Here is a 15180-nt window from a genome sequence, read left to right as displayed (position 1 = left end):
CTGTTCTGCATGCCTCTCAGACGCTTTCCTTCCGTTTTTCCGCTTTCAGAGGATAACCACCGTGGCCAATGAATTTTCAGTCGGCGTCATTATTGGCGGCATTGTCGGGAGCAGCTTCCGCTCAGCCGTCAGTGGCACCCGACGCGCCCTTGATTCCCTCGGCGATACATCGCGACGCCTGCAGGAGCGCCAGAACGCCTTAACCCGTGCGACTGAACGTTATGGCCAGTTAGGTTCTTCGCGGATGCAGCGCCTCAACAGTGAGCTGCTGCGGGTAAGTCGCACAATGGAGCAAATCGAGCGCCAGCAGCGCCGTCTGTCAGCGGTTTCGGCCACCAGTGATGCGCTGAAGTCCAACCGTATGGCGCTCTATGGGCAGGGGGCAGAGACTTACGGCATCGCCCGAACGCTAGGGTCGCCGGTCATGGCCTCTGTCAAACAATATGCGTCAATCGAGTCGCAACTGCGTGATATCAGCGTCACCGGCGATTTAGATGCAAAACAAGAACAGGCTATTGGCAAAGCAATTCGTGAAATTGCTCCTAAAGTCAACCAGACTCAGGAGTCTCTTTTGCAGGGTGTAGGGCAGCTGGTTGCTGATGGTATGGCCCCTAATCAGGCTTCTCAGCTCACAGGGATGCTGGGTAAAGCGGCCACGGCCACTAAAGCCGATATGACCGACCTTGCCAAAATGACCTATGCCTTCAGCGACGCCCTCAAAATTACCGATGCCAAAGAGTTGGAGCAGGCATTTGGTATGGCTGCTACCGGTGCAAAACTCGGCTCGTTTGAACTGAAAGACATGGCTAAGGCACTGCCCGGTATGGCCAAAGCTTTTGCTGCCCGTGGAATTACAGGCAAAGAAGCGATTATGCAGATCGTTTCCAGCCTGGAGGTCGGCAAAGGCAGCGGCTCTGCGGAAGAAGCCGTTACCAATATGTCCAACTGGCTGGCGGCGATGGGGCGAAACGATACCATTCAGAAATATGCCAAGGCCGGGATTAATTATCAGAAATCCATGCAGAACTTAGTTTCACAAGGGTTTTCGCAGTATGAATCCTCGCTGATGATTGCCAACGCCTTCATTGACGACAAAGGCAAAGCGTTCGTACAACAGTGGAATGCGGCAAAGGACTCGGGAGACCAGGAAGGTCAACAGAAGCTGATGGAGTCCTTCGGACTGGCAGAAGTCTTCACTGATATTCAGACCGTCAACCATCTGCTGTCAATGCGGCAAGGCTGGGATAAGTATCTTTCCAATAAGCAGGAAATGAATAGTCCATCAGCGAAGAACACACTAGATACAGACGCTGAAAAACAGAATGCGACTCTTGAAGGGCATTGGCGCAGAACGAAGATTGCATTTAACGAAACAGCAATAAGTATTGGGGAGTCTTTGCGCCCTTCACTAATTCAACTCAGTGAGACTTTTATTCCTTTAATGGACAGTGTCGGCAAATGGATAGCCGCAAATCCGCAACTTGTTAGCGGCACCATAAAGGTTGTGGGAGCATTACTCGCTTTCAAGATGGCCACTATCGGTCTCAAGCTGGGGCTGAATCTCCTTATATCCCCTTTTGTTAACGTCTGGAAAAGTGCCGTGCTCCTGCGGGCCAACTGGCTTCGCCTGACGCTCGCGCTGGGTGAAGGCGGCAAACTTCGCTGGCTGGTGACCGGCTTCAGCGCCGTCGCCAGAGGAGCCAGAACACTAGGTGGTGTGCTGTCAGGTGGGCTGGTTCGCGGCATTATGCTCGCCGGGCGTGCCGTTCTCTGGATTGGTCGGGCGTTGCTGATGAATCCCATCGGCCTTGCCATCACCGCCGTCGCGGCGGCGGCTTATCTTATCTACCGCAACTGGGGGGCTGTCAGCGGCTGGTTTAAACAGCGCTGGGCTGACATTAAAGAGGCGTTTAACGGCGGTATCGTGGGGATTGGTAAGCTGCTGATTAACTGGTCGCCGGTTGGTCTGCTCTATAAAGCCTTTGCGGCTGCGCTGAAATATCTCGGCGTTGATCTGCCCGCGAAGTTCACTGACTTCGGTGGCCATCTTATCGACGGGTTGATAAACGGCATCAAAAACAAATGGGAGTCGCTCAAAACCACCGTAACCGATATGGGCGACAGTGTTGGCGGCTGGTTCAAGGAAAAGCTGGGTATTCATTCGCCGAGCCGCGTGTTTATAGGCTTTGGTGACAACATCGCGCAGGGTGCCGCTATTGGCCTGCAGCGTACCACACCACTGGCCGCACTAGCGGGTCAGCGTCTTGCCACCGAAATGACCCCGGACGTTCCCCGCATCCCGTCGCCGGAAATCATGGCTGCGGGATATTCAGGCCGTAGCGCAGCTGCAGCCGGAGGCGGAACGTCTGGCGGTATTCAGGTCAGCTTTAATCCTCAGTTTTTCCTCAATGGCAAAGAAACCGCAGCGCCTGCAGGACTGACCGGCGCACTGAATATGAGCCTGCATGAACTGGAGAAAATGCTGGAGCGTCTGCTGGCTCAGAAACAACGTCGGGGGTACGAATAATGTTTGCGGTACTGGGTGATATTGAGTTTGAACTGATTACCTACTGGGACGGCTTTGAGGCCACTTTCGGGGTCGATTATGCCGAACATGCCCGAATCGAAGGCAAGCCCGGCCTGCAGTTCGTCGGCGACAAGCTGGACGAAATCCAGATAAGCCTGGTCTTCCATCAGCATTATTGTGTACCCGATGTGGAGCTGGCGCGTCTGCGAACGGCTATGAAAGCCCATCAGGCACTGGCGCTGGTCTTCGGCAACGGTGACTATCGCGGCTGGTTCGTTATTACCGACGTGACCGCGACCAGCGAGCAGACGGACAGCACAGGCAACGTGCTGGCAGTCAATGCCACCGCATCTCTCCGGGAGTACATCGGCGACCCGAAGAACCCGCTGCAGCCGCCTGCAATACGCACGCAGGTACCCGGCGTCGGGGCGGTCTCCGGTGCCGTTCCTTCGCCCTCTGGGGTGGCGCAGTACGTTCGCGACGGCGTCAACTATGCCAAACAGGCGCAGTCTGTTCTCCAGACCACCATCAGCGCCGTTCGGGTGGCGCAGAAAATGAAGGATAACCCCGCCGTCGCGCTGACCCGAGTACCGGGGCTGATGAGCGGACTGGGCAACGTATCCGGGGCGTTAGGCCAGAGCGTTCCGGCGTTTAATGCACTCTCTGAATCCATGCCTGATGCCATCAGTCTGGCCAGAGCCACCAGTGATGCGGCCACGTATGTCCAACAGGCGCAGTCTTCGCTGAGCGGCGTGGACGGCAGCAATATCGCGGCAGCGCTGGATGCTGTTTCCGGGCAGCTCAACTCCGCCAGCACCACGTTCACCCGGATGTCGCCGGGGTTAAGCACCATGGCAGCTAAAATTCTGGCGAGGAGTGTGTGATGTTTCTTGAACATGTCACCCGTGACGGAGAGCGCTGGGATTCTCTGGCATGGCAGTACTACGGCGACCCACTGGGCTATCCCCGGATAATTGCCGCCAATCCGCACGTGGCCATTACGCCGGTGCTGCCCTCCGGGTTGTTGTTGCTGATCCCGGTTATCGAGGCTGAAGAAGCCAGTACAGAAGAGGATATTGCCCCATGGCTGAGATAAACAGCACTGCACAGGCCGCATCAGCGTTAACCGGCGTCAGCGATGTTCTGAGTCCGGTATTCACTCTGTGGTATCTGCAGAAGAACATCACCACCGATATCGCCCCCTATGTCACCCGCGTAACCTACAGCGATAACATCAAAAGCGAGTCCGATACCATTGAGGTGGAGCTGGACGACACCGATGGCCGCTGGCTGGATAAGTGGTATCCGGGCAAGGGTGACACGCTGTCGCTGAAAATGGGTTATCAGGGCGAGAAGCTGCTGTCCTGTGGTACGTTCTCGATAGACGAGATCGAGGTGAGTTCGCCCGCGTCCGTTGTCGCTATCCGGGGCGTGGCCACGTCGGTCAACAACGCCCTGCGGACAAAATCCAGTCGTGGTTTCGAGAGCACCACGCTGGCGGCCATCGCCGGGCGGATTGCCAAAAAGCATCAGCTGAAGCTGGTTGGCAGTATTGAGTCCATCAAAATTGACCGCGTTACACAGTATGCTGAAACGGACGTGGGCTTCCTGCATCGACTGGCCAGCGAGTATGGTTATGCCGTAAAAGTGGTCAGCGACCAGCTGATTTTCTCTCATCTGGCCACGCTGCGCGGTCAGGAGCCGGTAAAACAGTTGAAGCCACAGGATGTGGCCAGTTTTTCCCTGCGTGACACCATCAACCGCGTCTACAAATCCGCGAAGGTAAAACACCAGAAGAGTAGCGATAAAAAGCTGATCGCCTACGAGGTTGCCGGTGGCACCAGTGAAAGCGATAAACAGGTTAAACTGGCAAAAGTCACCAGCGCTGATTCACTGAAGGTTAACAGCCGCGTCAGCGACCCGGACAGCGCCAGGATTAAAGCGGATTCGGCGCTGGCCAGGCATAACGAATATCAGCAGAACGGCTCCCTGACGCTGATGGGGACACCTCAACTGACAGCAGGCAACAAAATTGAACTGGTGGGTTTTGGTCAGTTATCCGGGCCGTGGCTGATAACCACTGCCCGCCATGCGTTTGACCGTAACAGCGGCTACATCACAGAACTGGAAGTGGCACGAGGGCCAGTCACGCAGGGCAAGTCGAAAAAAGGTAAAAAGACCGGCAAGAGCCAGACACTGACCGTCTACAAATACGATGGCACCACATCCACGGTAATAAAGGGAGATAAGTAATGTCTGTTGTCACCCGTCAGGTCGGCACGGTCAGCGCCGTTGATGCCGACAAGGTTCAGGCCCGCGTTCGTCTGCCTGAGTGCGATAATATGCGCACCAACTGGCTTAACGTGCTGCAGCGCAATACCCAGAACAACAAGGATTACTGGCTCCCTGACGTGGGGGAGCAGGTTGAGGTGTTGCTCGATGCCAACGGTGAGGATGGTGTCATACTGGGCGCGGTGTACTCAGACGTCGATAATCCACCGTTCAGCGACAAAGACGTCCGGGGCACGAAATACGCGGATGGTGCTGAGTTCAGCTATAACCGCGCGACCCATACGCTGACGGTTAAAGGCGGTATCGAGCATGTGGTGATCGAGGTTGCGGTGGGTATCAGCCTGAAGGGGAAAACTATTGATTTGACCGCTGACACCACCACGGTGAACGGCGACCTTGAAATCAACGGCAATGCCCACTCAACTGGCAGCATGCTCTCTGACGGCCAGAACTCCAATCATCACTCTCACTGACCTTCTTAAACGCCTTTAATATCGGCGTTCCCGCACAGGGGCAATACTGCCCCCATGAAAACAACTTCCGTATTCTGGCAACCGGCTCTGCAGGCCCCTGGCGAAATCGTCCGGGGGCTGGATGATATCTGGCAGGCCATTCAAATCATCCTGCGAACTCCTCGCGGCAGCGACCCGCATCGCCCGGAGTTCGGCAGTAACCTGCATCTTTATATCGACTGGCCCATAGGCCGGGCTATTCCGCATGTGGTACGCGAATCTGTCGATGCTATTCGCCGCTGGGAGACCCGCTGCCAGCTTATGTCGGTTAAACCCGCCGTTGACGGCGAACATCTTACGCTCCGGGTGAGCTGGAAAGGCTCTGACGGACAGACCCGGACTCAGGAGTTGCTATGGCGCTGACAGAACCCGATTTTATTGAACGTGACGCCGATAAAATCACGGCTGAAATGATTGCGCAGTACGAAGCCGAAACAGGCAAAACACTGTACCCCGCTCAGGCTGAACGTCTGTTGATTGACCTGTGGGCATACCGGGAAATGCTGGTCAGAGTGGCAGTGCAGGAAGCGTCCAAACAGAATCTGGTCGCCTTTGCCCGTGAGCCGATGATTGATTACCTCGGTGAACTGGTCGGTGTGTACCGCCTTTCCGCACAGCCGGCTTCCATCCCGCTCCAGTTCTCCGTGGATGAGGAACCTGATACTGATGTGCTGATTCCGGCAGGCACCCGAGTCAGCGCGTCTGACAGCATTATTTTTGCCACCGATACGGATGTGGTGCTGAAAGCCGGATTGCTGCTGGTCAATGCCACGGCCACCTGTACCGAACCGGGAGCCGCTGGCAACGGCTGGCAACCGGCACAGGTGAGCCAACTGCTCGATGAGATTGATAACATTGACCTGCAGGTAACCAATCTTGCAGCCAGCACGGGTGGTTCAGAACAGGAAGACAACGACAGGCTGCGCGAGCGCATCAAACTGGCCCCGGAGTCGTTCACCAACGCCGGAAGCCGCATGGCATACCGCTTTCATGCCATGCAGGCGCATCCCAACATTGTTGACGTCGCTGTGCTTTCCCCGGTTCCTGGTACCGTAGAGCTGTACCCGCTGCTCAGCACCGGCCTGCCTGACGACAGTATTCTCACGCTGGTTGAGAGTTTTTGCTCAGATGAGAAAGTCAGACCGCTCACTGATACCGTGCGGGCTAAAACGCCTGTGCAGGTGGATTACGCCATTGAAGCCAACATCACGATCTACCGTGACCAGGATGCCAACTCGATAAAGGACAGTGCAAACGGTGCCATACAGAACTGGGTGGCATCCCGTGCCGCCACGTTAGGGCGAGATATTGTCCCCAGTCAGATTATCAGCGTGCTGTCCGTTGCAGGGGTGTATCAGGTCGAACTGGTGACACCGGCGCTGAAAGTAGTGGCAGAAAACGAATGGGCAAACTGTACGGCGATTGCTCTCAACATGACGGGGGTATCCGATGGCTGATCCGCTACAACTTCCGCCACCGCTTGAGGGTGATATCAGCCTCAGAACACTTGGAAGGCTGGCCGCAAGGCTGGACAGCATCAACCTGAATGTACTGATGCTCTACCTTGTCGATATCGCCGACAGCTCTGCGCTGCCATGGCTGGGCGAGCAGTTCTCGTTGTTCGGCGACGGCTGGGAACTGGCGGAATCGGATGATGTACGTCGCACGCTTATCAAATCTGCCATCGAGCTGCACCGCTACAAAGGGACGCCGTGGTCAATCAGGGAAATCATCCGTCGTTTCGGTTTCGGCGAGGTGGATCTGATTGAGGGCACAGGCCAGGTCAGCTACGACGGCAAAGCTACCTATAACGGCAACTATATCCATGGTGATGCTGAAGCCTGGGCTGTTTACCGCGTCATTCTTCAACAGCCTATCACTAACGATCAGGCTGCCCTGTTACGACAAACGCTCGCAGCTTTTGCTCCGGCCCGCTGCCATCTGGCAAGCCTGGAGTATCAGTCTGTCGCTATTCGCTACAACAACACCGTCAACTATGACGGCAGCTATAACCACGGGAGCAGTTAATTATGGCAAACCTACCCGAAACCCCACAGTGGGAAGACGGCATCTATCAGATTGAGGTCTCTGACCCCGTACTGGGCGGGCCTGACGGAATTTCTAACCGCCAGGCTAAACAGCTGGCCAGCCGCACGACCTACCTTAAGCAAAAGGTAGAAAAAGGTGGAACAGACCTTGCTGCGCATATAGCCGCTGCTGACCCACATCCCCAGTACGCGCCGAAGGCCAGCCCTGTTTTTACCGGAACCCCCACAGCACCTACACCTGCAGCTAATGACAACAGCAAAAAACTGGCGACGACAGAGTTTATTGCCAGAGCGATTGCAACCCTTGCAGGTACGGCTCCTGAGACGCTGGATACGCTGAAAGAGCTGGCAGATGCCCTGGGTAATGATCCGAATTTTGCGACTACCGTGCTAAACAAGCTGGCGGAGAAACTGGCCAAAGACCAGAACGGCGCAGACATTCCCGACAAAGCCGCATTTCTTCAAAACCTTCGTTTAGGAGCAGGCGCTCCAGCTATCGGAATTCCGTTCTTCTGGCCATCGTCGGCAATGCCGAATACTGTCATGACAGAATGGGCCGATATGGTGTTTTTGAAGTTCAACGGTGCGACGTTCTCTGCGTCGGCTTATCCTAAACTTGCGCAGGTATTTCCAGGATTAACCCTTACTGAAGCTCGCGGAGAATTTTTGCGTATCTGGGATGATGGGCGTGGAGTAGATAGTGGGCGAACACTATTAAGTGCTCAGGGTGATGCCATCCGTAACATTTTAGGTGAAATGGATTTCACATTAAGCTCATTGGCAACATCAAGCGGTGTTTTATATAACAAAAGCACCGGCACTCGATATGTGGATAGAACTTTGGTTTCCTCAAACCCCACCGTAGATGATAAATGGAAGGATCGTGTCATAGCTATTGATGCCTCCAGGACTGTGCCAACTGCAAAAGAGAACCGTCCTCGAAATATCGCATTCAACTTTCTGGTAAGGGCTAAATAATGAAACCAGTATTTGACGAAAATGGATTAGCTACAGAAGCCGGGGACATTCGTTGTTTTTATTATGACTCTATGACGGGGGAGTACATAGGCTGGTCTGATGAATATATCTATGTCGGCCTATCGATGCCTGGAAACTCAACCGATACAGACCCTGGAGAGGAGATGGTGGGACTGGTAGCCGTATTCAACGATGGCGGATGGGTTTATGAACCCAATCATCGTGGTGAAACCGTTTATTCAACAGACGACGGTACTACCAGCACGGTTGATTACATCGGGGACATTCGGGACGGGTTTACCACAATTGCCCCGGGGACAAAATATGATAAATGGGATGGGGAAAAGTGGGTAACGGATAGTGAAGCACAGCACGTCGCCGATGCCGCTACCGCTGAAGCAGAAAAGCAGTCCCGAATTGACCAGGCCAATGATTACATGAACAGCAAACAGTGGCCCGGCAAAGCCGCGCTGGGCCGACTTAAGGACACGGAGAAGGAGCAATATAATCTGTGGCTGGATTATCTCGATGCGCTGGAAGCTGTGGACATATCCAGCGCACCAGATATCAACTGGCCTACTCCGCCAACTGACTAATATCAATTAAAATTGGCTCGCCGCTGTTATTAACGGCGAGTTTTTTTCCCTCTGGAATTTCAGTGGATGTGAAAAACCAGTTATCGTCCGGTAATTCAATCGCCCCGGCTGTATCATGAAACCCCTGAATAACTTCTGTCATCGTTTCTGGATTAAACAGGCGCATATATTACCCTCCAAGAAAATGAATGTGACGATGCCGTGCCGTCAACATTCTGGCAGCGAGCGGTAAATCCAGAAGCGGTTACTTCATTATCAATAATCATTGATACGTGAACCGCGTTTACTGTTCTGTCAGATGAAATGCGCTCAGCAAAGCTGATATATCGCGAAATAGCGGGCAGGGCTATTGGATAGGTTACAGTGGCTTTCCCTGCATCATGTACACCACTCATGCCGTAGACCTCTATCGCTCCATCAGACCAGATGGTCCAAACACCGTTTGCATTGCGCCCCCTGCTCTTAATGTAAGGGGCGCTTGCGGCCTCTCCCAAACCAAGGTTTTTGGAAAAGCAGTTACACATAGCGAAATCTGTAAAAATCCTCCCACCATGATGTAGAGGAGGAAAAATGATGGCCGTCATCGGTTATATCCGCGTATCAACAATCGACCAAAACAGCGATTTACAACGTAATGCGCTCATGAGTGCAAACTGTGACCGCATTTTTGAAGACCGAATGAGTGGGAAAGTTGCCAGCCGCCCAGGTCTCACTCGTGCTTTAAAGTGCATTAATAGCGGAGACACCCTGGTAGTGTGGAAACTGGACAGGTTAGGACGCAGCGTTAAGAACCTGATCGCACTGATATCAGAGTTACATGAACGCGGTGCCCACTTCCGCTCTTTAACAGACAGTATTGATACCAGCACTGCCATGGGACGCTTCTTTTTCCATGTGATGTCGGCACTAGCAGAAATGGAACGCGAGCTAATTGTCGAACGGACACTGGCCGGACTGGCAGCAGCCAGAGCACAGGGACGCATAGGTGGAAGGCCCAACGCATTAAAAGCACATGAGCGAGAACAAATTGGGCGACTATTGGTTAAGGGACACACCCGTCAACAACTGGCTATTATTTATGGTGTAGGGTTATCGACGCTTTATCGGTACTTTCCGGTAGATAGTCAGAGGAAGGATAACGCAGCAGGACTGTAATTCTTTTGCAAATAGTGTAACGCCGTAGCGATGCCATTTATCTCACGGAAATGGGCGCATTTATCGCGCGGCGCATCATCTTCTACGCTGGCTTTATGCGCTGGTTCAATACCCAGCGCCAGTCCGGCGTTGTTCACCAGAATATCAATCGCCTGCCATTCAGCGGGCAACTGGCTCAGCGCTTCTTCGATTGCGGCGCGGTTGCGAACGTCCAGTTGCACTGTCAGCACGCTATCGCCGAGTTCCTCTTTCAACACCTGCAGGCGCTCCTGGCGGCGTCCTGTGGCAATCACTTTGTGCCCATTGGCGACAAAACGACGTGTAATGCTTTCACCAAAACCTGCCGTTGCCCCGGTAACCAGTATGATCATCTCTCTGTTCCTCAACGCTTTTTGTGTGTTATTACGATAGCACGCTCCTTTCCATCGCGGGAAGTGATTGCGGTCTTTCCGGGGGTTGCCTACTCTAAGGGAAAGTCATTTCAAGGAGTCGAACATGTTGGCCACCAACCCATTCTTTGCCGCCAGTACGCTGCCGTATCAGGCCCCCCCGTTTAATTTGATCAGTGACAGCGACTATCGCCCGGCGTTTAACGAAGGTGTGAAGCGCAAGCGCGAAGAGATTGGCCACATCGCACAAAACCCGGAACCGGCGAACTTTGAGAATACATTCATTGCGCTGGAGAAAAGCGGCGAATTGCTGACCCGCGTGACCCGTGTTTTCTTTGCGATGGCTGCTGCACATACTAACGATGAGATTCAGCGTCTGGACGAACAATTTTCGGCAGAGCTGGCTGAACTTTCAAACGATATTTATCTTAATGATGCGCTGTTCAGCCGCGTAGATGCGGTCTGGCAGTCACGTGATGAATTATCTCTGGATGCGGAATCACGCCGTCTTGTTGAGGTCATCTATCAGCGCTTTATTCTGGCGGGCGCCACGCTGGGCGCGGATGAAAAGGCGCAGTTAAAAGCGCTGAATACGCAGTCCGCCACGCTCAGTAGCCAGTTTCATCAGCGCCTGCTGGCGGCCACAAAAGCGGGTGGGCTTGTCATCGAGGAACCTATTCAGCTTGATGGCCTGAACCCAGAAGAGTTAGCTGCTGCATCGGTCGCGGCACAGGAGCGAGGGCTGCATAACTGCTGGCTGCTTCCCCTGTTGAATACGACCCAACAACCGTTCCTGGCGTCTTTGCACGACAGGCAAACGCGCGAAAAGTTGTTTAAAGCCGCATGGTCTCGTACGGAAACGGGCGATGATAATGACACGCGCGAACTGGTGTTGAAGTTGGTCGATATTCGTGCGAAACAGGCCGCCCTGTTAGGTTTCAAGGATTACGCCAACTGGAGTATGGCCGATCAGATGGCAAAAACACCGGACGCAGCGCTGCATTTTATGCGCGAAATCGCCCCTGCGGCCCGGGCGCGCGCTGAGCGAGAACTGGCAGATATTCAGCAGGTTATTGATTCTCAGCCGGCGCCGTTTGCGGCGCAAGCCTGGGACTGGCTCTATTACGCTGAACAGGTTCGTCGCGAGAAATACACCATTGATGAAGCGCAGATCAAACCCTATTTTGCGCTTGACCGTGTGCTGATTGAGGGTGTTTTCTGGGCGGCCAGCCAACTGTTTGGTATTCGCTTTGTCGAACGCTTCGATATTCCGGTTTATCATCCCGATGTTCTCGTTTGGGAGATTTTTGCCGAAGATGGCGAAGGTATTGCCCTGTTTTATGGTGATTTCTTTGCCCGGGACAGCAAAAGCGGCGGTGCGTGGATGGATAACTTCGTTCAGCAATCAACGCTGCTCAATACGCGTCCGGTGATTTACAACGTTTGTAACTACCCAAAACCAGCCGCCGGCAACAGTGCGTTGATCGCGTGGGATGACGTTATTACTCTGTTCCACGAATTCGGTCACGCGCTCCACGGTCTGTTTGCCAGCCAGCGCTATGCCACGCTTTCCGGCACCAATACGCCGCGTGATTTTGTCGAGTTTCCGTCGCAAATCAACGAACACTGGGCCAGTCATCCGGAGGTGTTTGCCCACTATGCCCGCCATCACCAAACCGGTGAGCCGATGCCGGAAGCCCTGCGCGAGAGCATGTTCCGTGCCGGGAAGTTCAATAAAGGCTATGACATGACGGAACTGCTCAGCGCGGCGTTGCTGGATATGAACTGGCATACGGTGACAGCGCAGTCTATACCGCAGAACGTGGCGCAATTTGAAGCGCAGGCCTTACAGCAAGAAAATCTGCATCTCGCTGCGGTACCACCACGTTACCGTAGCAGCTATTTTGCCCATATCTTTGGCGGAGGCTACGCCGCTGGCTATTACGCCTATTTATGGACACAAATGCTGGCCGATGACGGCTATCTTTGGTTTGAAGAGCAGGGCGGTTTAAGCCGCGAGAACGGTGAATGCTTCCGTCAGGCGATATTGTCTCGCGGGAATAGTAGCGATTTAGAAGCGCTGTACCGCGACTGGCGCGGGCACGATCCGCTGATTGAGCCGATGCTGAGGAATCGTGGGTTGAGTGAGTAGTATGACCCCTCACCCCGGCCCTCTCCCCAAGGGAGAGGGAGAAAACCGCACTTACCCTGAGGATTGGCACTATCGGTCCCCTCTCCCTGGGGGAGAGGGTTAGGGTGAGGGGGCAGTTTTGCCTAAAGCGATATCCCCGAAAACGACATAAACCCAAGCGACATCAGCCCGGCGGTAATAAACACGCTGCCGAGCCCTCGCAGACCTTTTGGCATATTGGCGTATTTCAGCTTCTCGCGAATGCCCGCCAGAGCCACCAGCGCCAGCATCCAGCCGAGGCCACATCCGGCGCCGTAAGTGATGGATTCCCCAAACGTATACTCGCGCTGAACCATAAAAATGGTCGCGCCAAAGATCGCACAATGTATGGTCAACAATGGCAGGAATGCCCCAAGTGTGTGATGCAAGGCGGGCAGAAAACGATCCAGCACCATTTCCAGGATCTGTACCAGTGCTGCAAGTACGCCAATAAAGGTGATGAAATCGAGAAAACTCAGATCCACACCTTCAATTAGCGCGTTCTCTCTCAGCAGATGGGTATAAATCAGATTATTAATGGGGGTCGCCACGGTAAGCAGGGCGGTAACCGTAAGGCCAAGACGAAAGGCGATATCGATCTTTTTAGAAATCGCCAGAAACGTGCACATCCCTAAAAAGAAATTGAGCGCCATGTTTTCAACAAATACCGCTCTGATAAAAATATTTAAATGGGCTTCAAACACGACAACCTCCCTGTAGTGTTATTCATCCGCATTATAATTTATCTGGTCGGGTATCAAATGTTTTTTATTTTTGATGTCTGTTTATGTGATGAAAACACGAAAAAAAAAGCCCGCACAGGGGAGGGCGGGCTAAATCTGACAATGAATTATGCATTCTCGTCATCAATCCTGAAGGAAGATAACGCGGATTATCTTACGCAAGATGCATTTCACGGCAACCCGACATATTCGGTAGGTGTCTGATGTTGATATCTATGTCTTTAGCATTCGTGCATTTCCTCACACCGTCTTTACAAATAAGCGCATTTATTGAAGTAACTCGCCATTCAGACTGCTACTATTGTTTTGTAACTTGTTGAGTTAATGGATTAAATTTCGACAGTCTGCCGGAGGGTAGTATGAAAAAAAGTATGCGTAAAATTCGCCGTGGCATCACCTGGTCAAACACGCCTGAAAATCAAAATTTACAGGAATCACGGTCCGGCAGAGGGTGGGCGGATCGCACAGCCTGCTGTAAAAGCAAAAAAGGCTGGAAAACAAATACGCTGAATGACGTATTTGTCGTTTAGCTTTCATTGAGGAAGCCAGTGCTAGGATGATCTAAGCAACAGTCGTCGTGACCACGGATGTCTACGAATGACTGTATAAGCAAAAACACAGATCTATCCATGCAAGCATTTTACCGTCAGATATCTGGCGGTTTTTTTTGTCCGAAAGACTCATATTCACCGTTAACCGTGAATTTTTTCCGCCAGGCGAGTGGGCTGCTTGCCAGATGCCGCTGGAAATGGCGACGCAAAGTCTTACCGTTTACAAATCCTGCTTGCTCAGCCACACTTTCCATACTCATGCGCGTCGTTACCAGATAATGCTGCGCACGGCGAAGGCGTTCGTCTAACAGCCAGCGTGCCGGCGTTTTTCCCGTTGATTCCTGAAATCTGCGTAAAAACGTACGTTCACTCATCCCCATACGCTGCGCCAGTGAAGCCACCGTATGGTTTTCAGCAATATTCTGGTGCAGATAATCAAACAGCGCGCCTAACCGCAGGCTTTCGCGATCGCGCGCGACAGGTCGCTCAACCTGCTGCTTTTGTGCGCCATCACGATGAGGCTGGACGACCAAACGGCGCGCTACGATATTTGCGGCATCGAGACCAAAATCAAGGCGCACCACGTGCAAACAGAGATCAATCCCTGCTGCGCTGCCTGCTGATGTCATGACGTTATCCTGCATCATATAAAGTACATCATCGACCACATCGATCGCGGGATAACGCTGCTGGAGCCTCTCGGTATAACGCCAGTGGGTTGTGGCCTTTTTACCGTCCAGCAGGCCAGCCGCCGCCAGTACAAAAACGCCGGAACAAATAGACATAATTCGGCAACCCCGGGCATGAGCCTGACGCAATGCTTCAGACAATTCTTCAGGCACAGGTGTTTCCACGCCACGCCAGCCAGGTACCACAATCGTATCAGCCTCCTGTAAGCGTTCTAAACCGCCATCCGTTATAAGACGAATGCCGCCGAGGGCGCGCATTTCTCCGTCATCCACGGCGGCGACAGCAAAGCGATACCAGCGGTCGCCCATCTCCGGACGCGGAAGGCCAAATATTTCGACCGCCACGCCGAATTCAAACGTACAAAGCCCATCGTAAGCCAGTACGACCACTTGGGGAGAATCAGAGATTGTCATATTCTGGCCGTTTTCTGTCAGAGATGCGGGCGGCTTAAGGGGTAATACCATGGTTATACTCGCGATAGTGGATCCCGCAGAAGCGGTGACAACATAGTGTTAACACAGACCAGGAG

General features: G+C 53.3%; 17 protein-coding genes and 1 pseudogene. 13 read left to right on the top strand and 5 right to left on the bottom strand.

From position 1 onward, the window contains the following. Window positions 1-61: 61 nt before the first annotated feature. The 10 genes from F0Q32_RS13610 to F0Q32_RS13565 are packed head-to-tail and all read left to right on the top strand — an operon-like array spanning window position 62 to window position 8953. On the top strand, window positions 62-2527 hold the full coding sequence (locus F0Q32_RS13610) for a phage tail tape measure protein (protein ID WP_149463507.1): 2466 nt from the start codon (window positions 62-64) through the stop codon (window positions 2525-2527). Next, the gene (locus F0Q32_RS13605; protein WP_000458380.1) at window positions 2527-3411 is read left to right on the top strand and encodes a phage tail protein; all 885 of its coding nucleotides are present in this window, start codon (window positions 2527-2529) and stop codon (window positions 3409-3411) included. The genes F0Q32_RS13610 and F0Q32_RS13605 overlap by 1 nt, the downstream gene beginning before the upstream one ends. Continuing rightward, window positions 3411-3623, top strand: coding sequence for a tail protein X (locus F0Q32_RS13600; protein WP_021544461.1), 213 nt, complete (start codon window positions 3411-3413; stop codon window positions 3621-3623). The genes F0Q32_RS13605 and F0Q32_RS13600 overlap by 1 nt, the downstream gene beginning before the upstream one ends. Continuing rightward, window positions 3611-4780 carry a phage late control D family protein gene (locus tag F0Q32_RS13595; RefSeq protein WP_149463506.1) on the top strand — a complete coding sequence of 390 codons (1170 nt, stop codon included), beginning with the start codon at window positions 3611-3613 and terminating at the stop codon, window positions 4778-4780. The genes F0Q32_RS13600 and F0Q32_RS13595 overlap by 13 nt, the downstream gene beginning before the upstream one ends. Next, window positions 4780-5292, top strand: coding sequence for a phage baseplate assembly protein V (locus F0Q32_RS13590; RefSeq protein WP_149463505.1), 513 nt, complete (start codon window positions 4780-4782; stop codon window positions 5290-5292). Before F0Q32_RS13595 ends, F0Q32_RS13590 begins: the two co-directional genes overlap by 1 nt. A 54-nt stretch (window positions 5293-5346) precedes the next feature. After that, window positions 5347-5694, top strand: coding sequence for a GPW/gp25 family protein (locus F0Q32_RS13585; protein WP_149463504.1), 348 nt, complete (start codon window positions 5347-5349; stop codon window positions 5692-5694). Beyond that, a complete protein-coding gene (locus tag F0Q32_RS13580; RefSeq protein ID WP_149463503.1) occupies window positions 5685-6788 on the top strand; it encodes a baseplate J/gp47 family protein in 1104 nt (367 codons plus the stop codon). The genes F0Q32_RS13585 and F0Q32_RS13580 overlap by 10 nt, the downstream gene beginning before the upstream one ends. Then, on the top strand, window positions 6781-7359 hold the full coding sequence (locus tag F0Q32_RS13575; protein ID WP_149463502.1) for a phage tail protein I: 579 nt from the start codon (window positions 6781-6783) through the stop codon (window positions 7357-7359). Before F0Q32_RS13580 ends, F0Q32_RS13575 begins: the two co-directional genes overlap by 8 nt. A 2-nt stretch (window positions 7360-7361) precedes the next feature. Further along, window positions 7362-8357 carry a phage tail protein gene (locus F0Q32_RS13570; protein ID WP_149463501.1) on the top strand — a complete coding sequence of 332 codons (996 nt, stop codon included), beginning with the start codon at window positions 7362-7364 and terminating at the stop codon, window positions 8355-8357. Continuing rightward, the gene (locus tag F0Q32_RS13565; protein ID WP_149463500.1) at window positions 8357-8953 is read left to right on the top strand and encodes a tail fiber assembly protein; all 597 of its coding nucleotides are present in this window, start codon (window positions 8357-8359) and stop codon (window positions 8951-8953) included. The genes F0Q32_RS13570 and F0Q32_RS13565 overlap by 1 nt, the downstream gene beginning before the upstream one ends. Here F0Q32_RS13565 and F0Q32_RS13560 read toward each other — a convergent pair. Both F0Q32_RS13560 and F0Q32_RS13555 read right to left on the bottom strand, forming a co-directional pair. Continuing rightward, the gene (locus F0Q32_RS13560; RefSeq protein ID WP_149463499.1) at window positions 8934-9119 is read right to left on the bottom strand and encodes a hypothetical protein; all 186 of its coding nucleotides are present in this window, start codon (window positions 9117-9119) and stop codon (window positions 8934-8936) included. The two genes, F0Q32_RS13565 and F0Q32_RS13560, sit on opposite strands and share 20 nt — an antisense overlap. Next, window positions 9106-9537 (bottom strand): hypothetical protein, encoded by a 432-nt coding sequence (locus tag F0Q32_RS13555; protein WP_255475319.1) that lies wholly within the window; start codon window positions 9535-9537, stop codon window positions 9106-9108. The genes F0Q32_RS13560 and F0Q32_RS13555 overlap by 14 nt, the downstream gene beginning before the upstream one ends. Between F0Q32_RS13555 and F0Q32_RS13550 the strand changes: the two genes are divergently transcribed. Beyond that, window positions 9527-10108 (top strand): recombinase family protein, encoded by a 582-nt coding sequence (locus F0Q32_RS13550; RefSeq protein WP_149463535.1) that lies wholly within the window; start codon window positions 9527-9529, stop codon window positions 10106-10108. The two genes, F0Q32_RS13555 and F0Q32_RS13550, sit on opposite strands and share 11 nt — an antisense overlap. 77 nt (window positions 10109-10185) lie before the next feature. On the opposite strand, the pseudogene F0Q32_RS13545 reads toward F0Q32_RS13550, so the two are convergent. Further along, a pseudogene (locus F0Q32_RS13545) lies at window positions 10186-10479 on the bottom strand (SDR family NAD(P)-dependent oxidoreductase); the annotation flags it as partial. Between the two features lie 124 nt (window positions 10480-10603). On the opposite strand from F0Q32_RS13545, the gene dcp reads away from it, so the two are divergent. Then, the gene (dcp, locus tag F0Q32_RS13540; protein ID WP_149463498.1) at window positions 10604-12649 is read left to right on the top strand and encodes a peptidyl-dipeptidase Dcp; all 2046 of its coding nucleotides are present in this window, start codon (window positions 10604-10606) and stop codon (window positions 12647-12649) included. Between the two features lie 122 nt (window positions 12650-12771). Here the strand turns inward: dcp and nqrE are convergent, their stop codons facing one another. Then, the gene (gene nqrE / locus F0Q32_RS13535; RefSeq protein ID WP_149463497.1) at window positions 12772-13371 is read right to left on the bottom strand and encodes an NADH:ubiquinone reductase (Na(+)-transporting) subunit E; all 600 of its coding nucleotides are present in this window, start codon (window positions 13369-13371) and stop codon (window positions 12772-12774) included. Window positions 13372-13769: 398 nt separating this feature from the next. Between nqrE and F0Q32_RS26170 the strand changes: the two genes are divergently transcribed. After that, on the top strand, window positions 13770-13940 hold the full coding sequence (locus F0Q32_RS26170) for a hypothetical protein (protein WP_188016862.1): 171 nt from the start codon (window positions 13770-13772) through the stop codon (window positions 13938-13940). Between the two features lie 116 nt (window positions 13941-14056). Here F0Q32_RS26170 and ftrA read toward each other — a convergent pair whose 3' ends face one another. After that, window positions 14057-15085, bottom strand: coding sequence for a transcriptional regulator FtrA (gene ftrA / locus F0Q32_RS13530; RefSeq protein WP_188016865.1), 1029 nt, complete (start codon window positions 15083-15085; stop codon window positions 14057-14059). Window positions 15086-15180 lie beyond the last annotated feature (95 nt).

This window comes from Pseudocitrobacter sp. 73, from assembly GCF_008369545.1.
Lineage (GTDB): Bacteria > Pseudomonadota > Gammaproteobacteria > Enterobacterales > Enterobacteriaceae > Pseudocitrobacter > Pseudocitrobacter vendiensis.
This window is presented reverse-complemented; position numbering and strand designations above follow the sequence as displayed.